This is a genomic window from Methylobacterium sp. Leaf104 (assembly GCF_001422885.1).
In the GTDB taxonomy this organism is placed as follows: domain Bacteria; phylum Pseudomonadota; class Alphaproteobacteria; order Rhizobiales; family Beijerinckiaceae; genus Methylobacterium.
The window spans coordinates 40,228-51,972 of the sequence record NZ_LMMZ01000009.1 but is presented as its reverse complement, the minus strand read 5'-3'; the positions used below and the strand labels follow the sequence as shown (position 1 = coordinate 51,972).

The following is an 11,745-nucleotide window of genomic DNA, read 5'->3' as shown; positions in this document are numbered from 1 at the left end:
CAACCAGCTTTGGCAGACGGACTTCACCTACCTGAAGGTCGTTGGCTGGGGCTGGTACTACCTGTCGACGGTCCTGGACGACTTCTCACGCTACATCGTTGCCCGGAAGCTGTGCGCGACGATGCAGGCCAGCGACGTCACCGCCACGCTCGACCTGGCGCTGGGTGCGGCTGGGCTCGATCAGGCGCGGGTGATGCCGTGGCCACGCCTGCTCTCGGACAATGGGCCGAGCTACGTCGCCAGCGACCTGGCCGACTGGCTCGGCAGCCGGGGCATGACCCACATCCGCGGTGCGCCATGCCATCCATAAACGCAGGGCAAGATCGAGCGTTGGCATCAGACGCTCAAGAATCGCATCCTGCTCGAACACGCCTACTTGCCCGGCGAGTTGGAGACGCAGGTTGCCGACTTCGTCGAATACTACAACCATGCCCGAGCCCATGAGAGCCTGAGCAACCTCACGCCCGCCGACGTCTACTTCGGACGCGGCGAAGGGATCCTGGTCGAGCGGGAACGCATCAAGCGCCAGACCCTGATGGATCGCCGCTTGCGACACCACGCGCAGGCCGCCTAACCTCTCACCCCAGATGGACCAGAGCCTGCGCTCCTGAACACCGCTGACTGTCCCAAATCATCTGACGACGGACACTCTCAATCAGCCCGGTCCAAAGCCGGCCGGTCGGGCCAGTGACGGCCGGTAGAGATCTCAAACAGGCTCGAAGGCGAGGATCGGCCGCCAGGTCTTGCCCCAGGCGGCCAAGGACGTGGCGTCGCCACGGAACGTCAGATCTAGGAAGGCCATCGCTCCTTCCGCAGTCGCCTGCTTCACCTGCGGATTGAGTGTCACGCCGCCCGTCAATGGGCGGTCGGTGAAGATACTGTGTGATCCACCTCTGAAGACCGCGAGCGCTTTCTTCGAAGTTCCGATGGCCTCGTAGACGTCGAGGCGGTCCTGCACCGGTGAGCGTCGCCCGGGCAATTCGATGACATCTTCGGTCGCGGTCACGTGGAAGGTCGGCATGCTGACCGATGCGAGCACGGCATGCAGGTCGCGCTCGCCGTAGAAGGGCGGCGCCGAGATGACGATCCCGGCCTTGAAGCGGGCATCCCTCCGGTCGAGCGGCCTGCCGTTGCGGATGACCCGCGCCCCGCCGACGATCAAGGTCGTGTTCGCCCCGTAGGAATGTCCGGCGGCGGCGATACGCTTCCGGTCGATGAAGGTGGCGAAGGCGCTCGTGGACCCATCGAGTATGCGGTCCAACGCGAAGCTCAGGTCGGCTGCTCGAGCGATGGCTTCCCGCTCGGCGGCGGCATCGTTGACCCGATCGAGAATCTCGAACGGATTCCCAGCCCACACGGAGTTATCGCTCCCAATGTGCTGAACGTGGAGGCTTGCATACCCGTTGGCGGCCCAGTGACGCCCAAGATAGCTGTAGCCCGTCCGCGACTGACCGAGACCGTGCGAAAACACGATCAGCGGAACGGGCCGCGTCGGCATTCCCGCGGAAGGCCAGTACAGGCGCGTCGGGACGCGCCGGTTACGCACGGAATCGCTCCAGTCGAAATCGGCGACCCGAACATCCTCGGCCGCTGCCCTTGCCGGGATGATAGCCTGCGGCGATGCGCTCGCCGCTAGAGTGCCCACGACCATCGCGCCGAAGCGTCTCCGGCTGATGCCGGCAGGTGGTGTTGCTTCATCCTTCACGAGGTCATCCCCTTTCGAAATGGTGGTCACGTCGACGTCTCGCGGGGCTTCCCGCGAAGGCTCGAGGCCGGGGCGTTTCGGCGGTCGAAAGGTGACGGGCCGTGCAAGGTCCGCACGGCCCGCCGGCCGGGAGCTCGCCGAGGAGCGCAGGACGTGGTCCTGGCGTTCGCAAAGCTCACGCGAAGAGATCCGCGACGTAACGGCCGGTCTCGCGCTCGACCTCCTCGGCCCAGGCCTCGGCCGCCTCCTGCGTCACGCCCTTGGCCTCCCGGTAGATGCGCACGCAGGTCTCCCGCACGGCAGGGGCCATGCGCTCGCCGTCACCGCAGACGAACACCGTCGCGCCCCTGCGGAACAGGTCGGCGACGTCGGCCCGGTCCTGCCAGACCCGGTGCTGGACGTACGTCACCTCGCCCTCGGGGGCCTTCGAGAAAGTCGGGCGGACCGAGACGACGCCCTCCTTCTCCCAGGCGGCCAGTTCGTCCCGATAGAGGTAGTCCACCTCCGGGTGGGTGACGCCGAGGAAGAGCAGTGCCGGCCCGACCTCGCGACCGTTGGTCTTCTGGAGTGCCCGCTCCTGCAGGAAGCCGTGGAACGGGGCGATGCCGCTGCCGGCGCAGATCATGACGATCGGTACGGATGGGTCCTGCGGCGGGTGGAAGGCGGCTTGCGAGGGCCGCACCGCTACCGAGAGGCGTGCCCCCTCCTGCAACCCCGCAAGGTACGTCGACGCGACCCCAAGGTGCCGGCGGCCGCCGGCCAGCGCCGGCGCATCGAGGACCGACACCGTGAGCGAGCATTGTCCCGGGTCGCGCAGGGGCGAGGACGAGATCGAGTATTGCCGCGCCCGCATCGGCGGCAGCGTCGCGAGGAACGCCCCGAGCGTGAAGTCGCAGGCCGGGAAGCGCTCCAGCAGGTCGAGCACGCTGACGCGCCTGGCCAGCACCTCGGCGGCATAGGTTTCCGGCTGCGCGAGGGCCTCGAGGGCCGTCCGGTCCGGCGGGCAGCGCGTGGCCCCGGCGAGTTGCCCGACCTGCGCCCGTGTGGCCGGCTGGCCGAGTTCGACGTAATCCTCCAGCACCTCGGCGATGGAGACCGGATGGTTGTCCGGCAGGGCCGAGGACGCTTCGGCCCCCTTGTGGATGACGACCTGCGTGTCCCCGGCGAGGCCGAAGCGGCGCAGGGCGCGCTCGACGTCCGGGCGCGGGTTGCGCGGCAGGACGGTGAGGTAGTCCCCGGTTCGGTAGTTCATGCCCTCGGGCAGCGCGATCTCGATGTGGCGCTTCGAGCGACCGAGCGGCGAACTCATGTCGACGAGTTCGCGGTTCTCCAGGACGCGGCCCTGGTCGAGATCGGTCAGGCGCAGCGCGGTCTCGCGGCCCGAGCGGACGATCTCGACGTCGAGGCTCGCCGCGGACGGGTCGCCCGCCTCCTTGCCGAGCGCTCGGCCGAGATCCTGCCAGAGCCCGGCGTACCACTCGTCGAAACCGCCGAAGAAGTCGCCGTCGGCGTCGGTCTCGCCGCGGTCCCGGAAGCGGGTCGCGCCGGCCTTCTCCAGCGCCGCGTCGGTGCGCTTGGGGATGGCCTGGTAAGTCCGCGCCCATTGCCGGTTGCCGCAGCCGAACACGGCGAACCGCACGCCCTCGAGAGCGCCAGGACCAAGGTCCTCGATCCAGGCCAGGAAGCGCCGGGCGTTGTCGGGCGGGTGGCCCTCGTAGGAGGCGGTGACGACGACGATCGCGCCGTCGGTCGGCAGGCGCTCGACGTAGTCGTCCAGCGGCGCGGCGCTCGCGGCGTAGCCGTGGCCGCTCGCCTCATCGGCGATGCGCCCGGCGAAGGCCTCGCAGGAGCCGGTGTTGCTGCCGTAGAGCACGAGGAGCGGTGTCGTCGCCTCCGGTGCGGGACCGTTTCCGACCTTGGGGGCGAGGCTGCGCTGCGGAGCCGAGGGTACGGCGCTGCGCGGGCGGGCGGCGACCTCGCCGCGCCGACGGGCGAGAACGCGGAACCCGTGCGGCTTCAGCGTCAGGGTCTCGGCGATCTCCAGCTTGTAGCCCGGGTCGGCCATGGTCAGGTCGAAGCGCTGCAGGATCATGGAGAGCACGAGCTGCGCCTCCTGGAGTGCGAAGCCGCGGCCGATGCAGGAGCGCATGCCGTTTCCGAACGGCTTCCAGGCGTTCGGCGGCAAATTCTCGGCGACCTCGGGGGCGAACCGCTCGGGCCGGAACGCCTCCGGATCGTCCCAGACCTTCGGATCGCGGTGCAGGGTCGGGATCAGGACCAGCAGGGTGTCTTCGGTCCCGACCGGATAGCGGCCGCCGATCACCGTCGGCTCCTTGGGCGCGACCGCGAAGGCCGGGGCGGTCGGCCACAGGCGCAGCGTCTCCTGAAGGACCTGCTCGACGTAGCGCAGCTTGGTCAGGTCCTCGACTTGAGGGCGCTCGTCCCCGAGCACCTCGTCGACGAGATCGCGGGCCCGGGCAAGCACGGTCGGGTTCCTGAGCAGAAAATAGAGGGCGAACGAGAGCAGGCCGCTCGTGGTCTCGTGCCCCGCGATCAGGAAGGTCACCATCTGGTAGCGGATGTTTTCGTCCGAGAGCCCCTCGCCGGTCTCCGGGTCGCGTCCCTCCAGCATCAGGTTCAGGAGGTCGTGGCGCGAGGCGGCGTCCGGGTCGCGCCTGCGCTCGGCGATCAAGGTGTCGGCGACCCGGCTCATCAGCGCGACGTCGGCCTCGTAGCGGCGCTTGGTGCGCAGCAGCAGGTTCGTCGCCACATCGGGCCGGCGAGCCCGCGAGCCGGCTTCGTCCAACGCCCCCACCATGGCGGCGACGAAGGGGTGCATCTCGTTCTGGTAGAAGCTGTTGAAGCGGTAGTCGAAGGCGCAGAGCGCGATGGTGTCGAGGGTGAGCCGCGTCATGTTGTCGGCGACATCGATGGCGGCTTCGGGACCGAACCGCTCCCAGCGCAGCAGCATCTGATCGGCGATGTCCTCCATCTTGTCGAACATCGAGCGGATGCCGAGCGGTCCGAAGGCCGGCATCAGCAGGCGGTGCGCCTTGGCCCAGTTCGGCTCGTCGCTGCGGGCGGTGAACAGGCCGTCGCCGGCGAAGTCGCGGACCATCTCCAGGGCACGGCTGAGTTTCTTCCCGAAGCGAGCCTCGTCGCAGACCTCGTTCACCAGGTCGTGCGAACTGACGAGGGTGAGGGTCCGCCCGCCGAGCGACAACCGATAGATCGGCCCGTGCGCCCGAGCGAGGCGCATCAAGCTCTGGACGGGCGCCTTCGCGTCGATGTCCGGCAGGTTGCCGATGACGGGCAGGGGGCGGGGCTGCGGGATGGTCGCGGTGCTGGTCATGAGGACGCTCCTTGCGGCTTCGTGCAAAGCGTGAGGTGAGCGGGGGGAGGCGACCCGACGGGCGCGTCAGTCCAGCCAGGCAGGATCGGTCAGCGTGAGGGTGGCGTGTTCGCCTGCCGCGCCTCGTAGTCGCCGATGCTCGCCGAGCAGCCGTCGGACAGGTTGGCGCGGTTGCGCTGGAAGCAGGCGCGCACCTCGGGACCGCCGGGGCTCATGCCGGCGCAGAACCGCAGGTAGTCCATCCGGCAATTGGCCCGGATCGCGGCCATCTCGTCGGCATTCTGGGCCGAGGCCTTGCCGCTGAGGGCGACGACGAGGGCACTGGTCGCGGCAACGCCGAGCGTGAGAAGGGGCGTGGAGAACATCGCAGTCCTGTTCGTTCCGAAGGAGAGGAAGAGCTGATCGCTCGGCGGTGGCGGATGCGCCCGGCTCGGGCTTCGACGGGCGTGAACAGGACTTGCTTCACACGCGCGGCAAACGAGGGGTCGTTTCGCTGCGTGTCCGAGGCGAGGCGCGGACACAGGGTCAGTGCATAGGCGCGGCCGGTTCCGCGCCTCGTCGAGGGCGCTGAGGCTTTCGAGCGCCTTCGCCTCCATGCCGCTGAACGCGCACGGGGCGAACGGGTAGGCATTCACCGCGGAACATCGAAGAATGACGCGTGATGAACCCTGGCGCGCCATGCCGAGGGACACTTTTACAATGCGTTGCCCGGGATGGGGGCCCCTTGGTCCGTCCAGTCCGGCGGGAGCCCGATCCTACGGCCGGCCAGACCCTTCAATCCCGGCGGTGATCCGTAAGCCCGGCACGCCTCGACGCCCGGGCCAATGCCAAGCGCATGCGCCATTTCCTTGAATGGCAGCCGAGGCTCTCCGTTGAAAGGACTCTCACCTGTTACGAGTAGGCTCGCGAAGTCCGCGCCAAAGATGCCAGCGAGGTCGTAGGCATCACCGTCGGTTGAGACGCGTGGCGAGCTCGTGATGATGTCCGCAGTGCGCTCCCACATCATAGCGGCTGCCCGTCGCCCGCGCCGGTCCCGTGCGTCCGCCTGAACGGACAGGCTGCCCAAGCCAATCGGCAGCCGTGGCACATACACGGGTGTGCCCGGGAGCAGGAGCGGAACGGCCAGGGAGGCCGCTTGAGAAAGACCGGCCGCAGCCGTGTTTGTCGGCGTCGCGCGGGTCACGGTCGCGCGCACGGTGATGTCGGCACCGTCGCCCGCGACAATCTGCAGGCGTTCACCAAGAGCCATACACAGAGCCCGATCGACGGCGTTTGCCACGAGGGCGTGCTGGCCGGTCCCCATGCCGGTGTCCCCGATGGTCGACGAGAACTGGGTTGGCACGATGCGAACCGTGCGTGCGGAGAGGACGGTCTCCCTGCTCACGTTGAGCAGAGATTTCGTCAGCAGGCCGTCCGAGCGCACCAAACCGTCGGTTCTCACGGAGTTTGTTTCTTCCGTGGCCGCCGTTACGCAGCCAGCACTCAGGAACAGCGGCGCCACGATACCGAGAATGTGTGCGAGCCTCGCCGAACCGAGGCGGTTCGCACATACCCGACGCGCAGAAGATGGAAGGTTGCAAGAGTTCATTCTGTTGCCTCGATCTGAGCCGTTCCGCACGACGGAGCTGGGTAAGCGCAGCCGATTACGGATGGCCACGCATTGGATCAATTATCGGCAAGCAATAATCTTCTTATTTTTAGTCAGAAATACATCGGGAATAATTTCAATACTGCCCTAGCTGACAGCCCTCCAAATCGCGTCAAATCCCGCCGCGCAATGTCTGTCGGCGTTGGCTGGGTCTTGGATCATGAAATCAACTGTCGCATTGGCGACAGCAATAATAACGCTCGTGACGAAAGACATTGACGTAGCGCGCATCGGACCTTGCCGATGAGTCCGCTCCAACATTTGGGTGATACCGGCCATCGCCAATTGCCCGATCTCTCGGCTTTCTGGCGTAACTTCATTGGATACGATGAGATACGCGAGCACTCTGTGTTTTTCAGGAGACGAGAAAGCCCAGTGCAGTCGCTGTGACCAGAGCTGCCGCATTTGCTCCATGGGCTCGCCGTCAGCGCATAGACCTTTATAGGAAGCTGCCGCCATTTCCTCTTTCAGCTCTATATAGACCTGATTGAGTAAAGCGGCCTTCGTGTCGAAATATGTGAACAAAGAGCCGTTAGAGATTCCGGCCTCCCTCGCGATCGCTGCCGTCGAGGCCTCAAGTCCATGCGCAGCGACCACACGGATCGCTGCAGAGAGAATTGCACTTCGACGATCATCGCTTCTCGGCCGAGCCATCGCCTCCTCCGTCCTTCATATCAGTTTTTAAGAGAGCGACCAGTCGCTCATTCGTCGTTGGTCCGAATGGTGTGCGCTCAAGCACATTGGGTCAAAAAGATTTTCGCTGAATGTCTGCACGTCGATCACCGGCAGACGATGGGGATGCCGCTGACCGCAGCGCCCATCTCGGCCATCGCGGCCATCGCGGCCATCGCGGCCATCAAGGATGACGGGTTGGTTGCGGTAAGCGGCAAACGCATTCTGGACCACCTCGCGTGGCTCGCGGAAGGTGATTCTGACCCAGAAAACTGCTCCACCACGATCCTGGTCACCGTTCGAGGGTGGGCGTCGCGCCCTCCACGGTGCCGGCGAGGCCACCGTCGAGGGCCGTGCCGAGGCAGAGGTCGATAGGCCGGAGGGTCGGATCCCGGTTCGGCGGGCAGGAGGGGAAAAAGCAGGAAGGCCGGGGCGAGGCCAAGGGCTGGAAGCAGCCCGAAAAGCGGGACGTGCCGCACGTCGGACGCGGCGGCGAACCGGATCGCCCGCCTCGGGACGCCGCACGATCTCCCGCATCGGCGGCCCGGTTGATGGCTTCAGGGGCGCCGGATCGCGTCGGTGGCACCATTTCAGGGCTCGCCCGTCCGCTTCGGCGGCATCGCAGCGCCGGCGCTCCGCCGCCATGGCCCGGCCGCGCGCCGAGTCCGTGGCCTCTTCCCCGCCCAATGGTTGCAGTCCCGCAGCCGCCTCACGTAGGCTTGGACGTCGTCGGGCAGCGTTGGCTCGGCCCGGACGGCCGGCGGGACGACGAGTGGGGTGGCAAGCCGCGTGGCGAGAACGGTCCGCATGGCACTCCGCCCTTCCGGCCGGCGTCGTCCCCCATAGCGGACGATCGGACGGCGGTGGAGCCGCCGATCCCGTGAGCCCCTCCCGTCATCGAACCGTCACGCCAAGCCCGCATCCGGGGCAGCCGCATTCGAGGAACCACCGCATGATCTCACGCCGCCACGCCCTCGCCACCGTCCTGATGGTGCTGTCCGTCCCCGCGCGGGCCGAGCCGACCATCGGCCTCGCCGAGCGCCGGGCGATCGCGGCCTACCGCCAGGACCGCTACCCCGCCCTCGAGAAGGCGATCCAGGAGGCGGCGGGCTTTCCCGTGCCGGTGGAGGTGGCGTGGGACCAACTCACGATTCCAGGTGACGCGAAGTATTATTCGGACCCGGGCTTCTTCGAGAAGACCATCTTCGAGCCCATCGCCGCCGGTCTGAAGGAGGTGGCCAAGGACACCATGGGCCGCGAGGCCCTGGCCCAGAAGCTCAAGACCATCCGCGTCCGCTTCGACGAGAAGACCGCTCCCGCCTCGAACTACCCCAATGGCCTCACGTTCACCGGCGGGGTCCTCGACGTGAACTGGCGGCCGTTCGCCAACGTCGCCGACTTCAAGGACCGGGTCGAGGCCGTGGTGAAGGTGCTGGAGAAGGGCCTCTGACGGTTCGGGGGACGGCCCTCGGCATCGCCGTCCTGCTGGCCGCGGGCGGAGCGGCGGCCGAACCGGTGGCGCGGTCCGGCAGCTACGACAGTCTGGCCCTAGCGGTCTCCGGGGATGCGGTGGCGGGGGTCTTCGCCGAGCAGCGGGGGGCGGCCGATGCCGGCGCGCCGCAATTCAGCTGCCTCTTCCTCCTGCGCGGGACCGTCGCGGGTGGCCGCGCCAAGGTCGAGACGTGGTTTCCGGGCGAGCCGGAGCGCATCCCGGGCGACCTCGTCTTCACCCCTGACGGCGCCAGCCTGACCCTCGCGGAGGATCACGGGGGGTGCGCGATGACCACGGGCACCATGGTGGGCACGCCCTACACCCTGTCGCGGAGCACGGGGGGTCCCTCGGCCGACTGGATCGGCGTCGGCCTGGTGACGGCCAGGCGCACGGCCTTCCGGCCGGAACCCGGCCCGGCTCCGGCGCGGGCGCCCTACCTCGTCCGATTCGATCCCGTCGCGGTGCTGGAGACGCGGGACGCCTGGGTCCGCGTGCGCTACCGGGGTGAGAAGGCCCCAGTCATCGGCTGGCTGCCGGCGGCCGACCTCGCCGTGGTGACGCCCTGACCCCAGGATCACTCGAACGGACCGGAGGCCAGGCCCCGATCAGGAGGATACCCGATGCGCCGATCCCTCGTTCTCAACGCCGTCCTATCCGTTCTGGTCCTCGCGGCCGGGCCCACCTTCGCCCAAGCGCCCGCCGCGCCGCCGCGCCCGGCCACGACCTGGGTGCCGGTGGAGGAGCCGATGAGCGCGCTCCTCAACGGCGGCCACCGCATCGTCTCCGCCTCCGGTCCGAGCTTCACCCTGGAGCGGGGCGGCAAATACGTGGTCTGCGAGGTGAGAACGGCGGGCGGGATGCGCGGCACGGCCGAGACCACTTCGACCTGCCACCGCCTGAACTGAGGCCGGCGGAATGGAAGCCGGGGACGCGTCCCTCCACGCGCGGTTCGACGCCTTGTGGACACGCGCCATCGCCGCGCCAGGCGCGGCGGCGTGGCGTGCCCTCGACACGGGATACGGCGCGGCGGACCGGCACTATCACGGCTGGCCCCACGTCGCGGCACTGCTCGCGGGGCACGATTCCGTCCGGGCGCATCCCGATTTCGCGGGTCTCGACGGCGACGCCATCGACCTCGCCATCGTCTTCCACGACGCCATCTACGACACCGCCCGCGCCGACAACGAGGCCCGCAGTGCCGATCTGCTCCTTGCGGAGGCGGGACCGGCCTCCGGGGATGCGTGCGTCCGATCGGCGGCCGCGATGATCCGGGCGACGGCGGCGCACGGCCCGAGCGCGGACCCGGCGACCCGGCTTCTCCTCGACCTCGATCTCGCCGTGCTCGGTGCGCCACCCGCCGCCTACGCGGCCTATGCGGCGGCGATCCGCCGGGAATACGCCGCCGTTCCCGAAACGGGGTGGCGGCTCGGGCGCGCCCAGGTCCTCGACCGCTTCCTTGCCCGGCCGCGGCTCTACCAGACCGATCTCTTCCACGATCTTTTGGAGGCGGCCGCCCGCGCCAACCTCGCGACGGAAGCGGCCGGGCTCCGCGCAGGACCCACGGACTAGGGACGTCCCGCATGCGTCCCTCGCGTCTCGCCGCCCTCCTCGGCCTGTCACCGGTGCGCGCGGCCTTCGCGGCGGCGGCCGGTTCGGCACCACGCGGTACCGCCTCGCTGGGACCGACGACGTCGTGCCCCACGCCCACGAATTTTCCCGAAACGTCCACCTGCCCGGGCTCGATGCGCTGCCGGGGCCCGATCGCGTGCCGGCCTACGTCCTGGCGCGGCTCGCCGCCTGGAAGCGGTCGGCGCCGGCCCGGGAGGAAGCGCCCTGATCCGCCGCGACCCGGTCGACTGGGGCGCCTGCACGAGGGTCGACCCCCGAACATGGCGGCCGGGCCCGCCCTCGTGGCCGGCGCCGGGGCGGGTGACATCTCCGCGCCGGACGCCCATGTTCACCCGACGATGCAAGGAATCCGAAACGTGCTGGCGATCCTGGGGCGCTCGGACTCCCGATCCGCTGCGCCGGCGCCCGCGACGGGCCGGCTCACGCCCGAGCACGCGGCGGCGATCGCCGCGCGCGCCGCGGCGGGAACGGGCGCCGCCACCACCGGCGTGGCCGTGCCGACCCGGACGGACACCGGCCCCGTCTGGGACGTCTGCGAGGTCGCCTATGGCGGCTGGCGCGTGTGGGTGGACGACGCCACCGGCGAGCCCGGCCCGGCCGGGCGCTGGGGCCTCCGGTGAGCTGGGGGACACGGGGACGTGCCCTCGGTGTGCTCGTCCTCCTCGGTCTGGCGGCCGGCCTCGTGCCGCAGGCCGTGCGGGCGGGCGACGCGGGCGCCTACCCGCTCGCCTGCCGCAACGTCCACGCGGATTTCGCCCGGTTGGAGCACTGCGCCCGGCGCGCGGGGGAATTCGTCCGCATCGACCCCGCCCGCCTCGCGCGCATGCCGTTCCGGGGCGGGGTGACGGAGATCGTCGTCGACGGGATCGGTGCGCTCTGGGCGCGCCGCGATGGGCTGGCGCTGCCGGTGTTCCCCCTCGACAACGGGCCGGACCCCTTCGCGCAGGGATTGGTGCGAAGCTGGCACGCCGGCAAAGTCGCTTTCCACGACCGGCGCCTGCGCCGGGTCCTCGCCACGGATTTCGACTGGTCGTTTCCGTTCAACGCCCGCGGCGAGGCCCTGGTCTGCCGTGGCTGCCGCTCGGATGGGCGCCAGCCGGCCTCCATGGTCGGCGGCCGATGGGGGCTGATCGACCGGCGCGGGCGGCTGGCGAGGCCTTTGGAGGATGGCCAGGACGCCGCCCGGCGCTACTTCGCCTGGGACCGATGAGCGGCAGACGCCGAACCTCCCGGCCGACACGGCACGA

Annotated in this window: 12 protein-coding genes and 1 pseudogene; 8 read left to right on the top strand and 5 right to left on the bottom strand. The window is 69.1% G+C overall.

Going from position 1 to position 11,745, the window contains the following annotated elements; genetic code table 11:
- Positions 1-574 (top strand): annotated as a pseudogene (locus ASF49_RS08955) (transposase); the annotation flags it as partial.
- A gap of 132 nt (positions 575-706) precedes the next feature.
- On the opposite strand, the gene ASF49_RS08950 reads toward ASF49_RS08955, so the two are convergent.
- The 5 genes from ASF49_RS08950 to ASF49_RS23025 all read right to left on the bottom strand — a co-directional run bounded on the left by ASF49_RS08950 (position 707) and on the right by ASF49_RS23025 (position 7,359).
- A complete protein-coding gene (locus ASF49_RS08950) occupies positions 707-1,651 on the bottom strand; it encodes an alpha/beta hydrolase (protein ID WP_279292714.1) in 945 nt (314 codons plus the stop codon).
- Positions 1,652-1,880: 229 nt separating this feature from the next.
- Positions 1,881-5,057, bottom strand: a complete 3,177-nt coding sequence (locus tag ASF49_RS08945) for a bifunctional cytochrome P450/NADPH--P450 reductase (RefSeq protein WP_056470936.1) — start codon at positions 5,055-5,057, stop codon at positions 1,881-1,883.
- Between the two features lie 89 nt (positions 5,058-5,146).
- Positions 5,147-5,422: a hypothetical protein gene (locus tag ASF49_RS08940; protein ID WP_056470933.1), complete on the bottom strand. Its 276-nt coding sequence runs from the start codon at positions 5,420-5,422 to the stop codon at positions 5,147-5,149.
- Positions 5,423-5,751: 329 nt separating this feature from the next.
- On the bottom strand, positions 5,752-6,558 hold the full coding sequence (locus ASF49_RS08935; RefSeq protein WP_243214772.1) for a DUF3313 family protein: 807 nt from the start codon (positions 6,556-6,558) through the stop codon (positions 5,752-5,754).
- Between the two features lie 234 nt (positions 6,559-6,792).
- On the bottom strand, positions 6,793-7,359 hold the full coding sequence (locus tag ASF49_RS23025) for a TetR/AcrR family transcriptional regulator (protein WP_082511047.1): 567 nt from the start codon (positions 7,357-7,359) through the stop codon (positions 6,793-6,795).
- Between the two features lie 970 nt (positions 7,360-8,329).
- Here ASF49_RS23025 and ASF49_RS08930 point away from each other — a divergent pair.
- The 7 genes from ASF49_RS08930 to ASF49_RS08905 all read left to right on the top strand — a co-directional run bounded on the left by ASF49_RS08930 (position 8,330) and on the right by ASF49_RS08905 (position 11,708).
- Positions 8,330-8,827: a hypothetical protein gene (locus ASF49_RS08930; protein ID WP_056470925.1), complete on the top strand. Its 498-nt coding sequence runs from the start codon at positions 8,330-8,332 to the stop codon at positions 8,825-8,827.
- A gap of 65 nt (positions 8,828-8,892) precedes the next feature.
- Positions 8,893-9,435, top strand: coding sequence for a hypothetical protein (locus ASF49_RS23015; protein ID WP_243214770.1), 543 nt, complete (start codon positions 8,893-8,895; stop codon positions 9,433-9,435).
- Between the two features lie 54 nt (positions 9,436-9,489).
- Positions 9,490-9,774, top strand: coding sequence for a hypothetical protein (locus ASF49_RS08920; RefSeq protein ID WP_056470917.1), 285 nt, complete (start codon positions 9,490-9,492; stop codon positions 9,772-9,774).
- A 10-nt stretch (positions 9,775-9,784) separates the two neighbouring features.
- Positions 9,785-10,438 carry an HD domain-containing protein gene (locus tag ASF49_RS08915; RefSeq protein ID WP_056470914.1) on the top strand — a complete coding sequence of 218 codons (654 nt, stop codon included), beginning with the start codon at positions 9,785-9,787 and terminating at the stop codon, positions 10,436-10,438.
- 124 nt (positions 10,439-10,562) lie between these two features.
- Positions 10,563-10,706 carry a hypothetical protein gene (locus tag ASF49_RS23585; RefSeq protein ID WP_156652947.1) on the top strand — a complete coding sequence of 48 codons (144 nt, stop codon included), beginning with the start codon at positions 10,563-10,565 and terminating at the stop codon, positions 10,704-10,706.
- A gap of 148 nt (positions 10,707-10,854) precedes the next feature.
- On the top strand, positions 10,855-11,118 hold the full coding sequence (locus ASF49_RS08910; protein ID WP_156652946.1) for a hypothetical protein: 264 nt from the start codon (positions 10,855-10,857) through the stop codon (positions 11,116-11,118).
- A 29-nt stretch (positions 11,119-11,147) separates the two neighbouring features.
- Positions 11,148-11,708, top strand: a complete 561-nt coding sequence (locus ASF49_RS08905) for a hypothetical protein (protein ID WP_243214768.1) — start codon at positions 11,148-11,150, stop codon at positions 11,706-11,708.
- Positions 11,709-11,745 lie beyond the last annotated feature (37 nt).

Excerpts from the sequence above, each read along its gene's own strand:
- ASF49_RS08950 (WP_279292714.1), bottom strand. The coding sequence starts at position 1,651 with ATGGTCGTGGGCACTCTAGCGGCGAGCGCATCGCCGCAGGCTATCATC.
- ASF49_RS08945 (WP_056470936.1), bottom strand. The coding sequence starts at position 5,057 with ATGACCAGCACCGCGACCATCCCGCAGCCCCGCCCCCTGCCCGTCATC.
- ASF49_RS08940 (WP_056470933.1), bottom strand. The coding sequence starts at position 5,422 with ATGTTCTCCACGCCCCTTCTCACGCTCGGCGTTGCCGCGACCAGTGCC.
- ASF49_RS23025 (WP_082511047.1), bottom strand. The coding sequence starts at position 7,359 with ATGGCTCGGCCGAGAAGCGATGATCGTCGAAGTGCAATTCTCTCTGCA.
- ASF49_RS08930 (WP_056470925.1), top strand. The coding sequence starts at position 8,330 with ATGATCTCACGCCGCCACGCCCTCGCCACCGTCCTGATGGTGCTGTCC.
- ASF49_RS08920 (WP_056470917.1), top strand. The coding sequence starts at position 9,490 with ATGCGCCGATCCCTCGTTCTCAACGCCGTCCTATCCGTTCTGGTCCTC.
- ASF49_RS08915 (WP_056470914.1), top strand. The coding sequence starts at position 9,785 with ATGGAAGCCGGGGACGCGTCCCTCCACGCGCGGTTCGACGCCTTGTGG.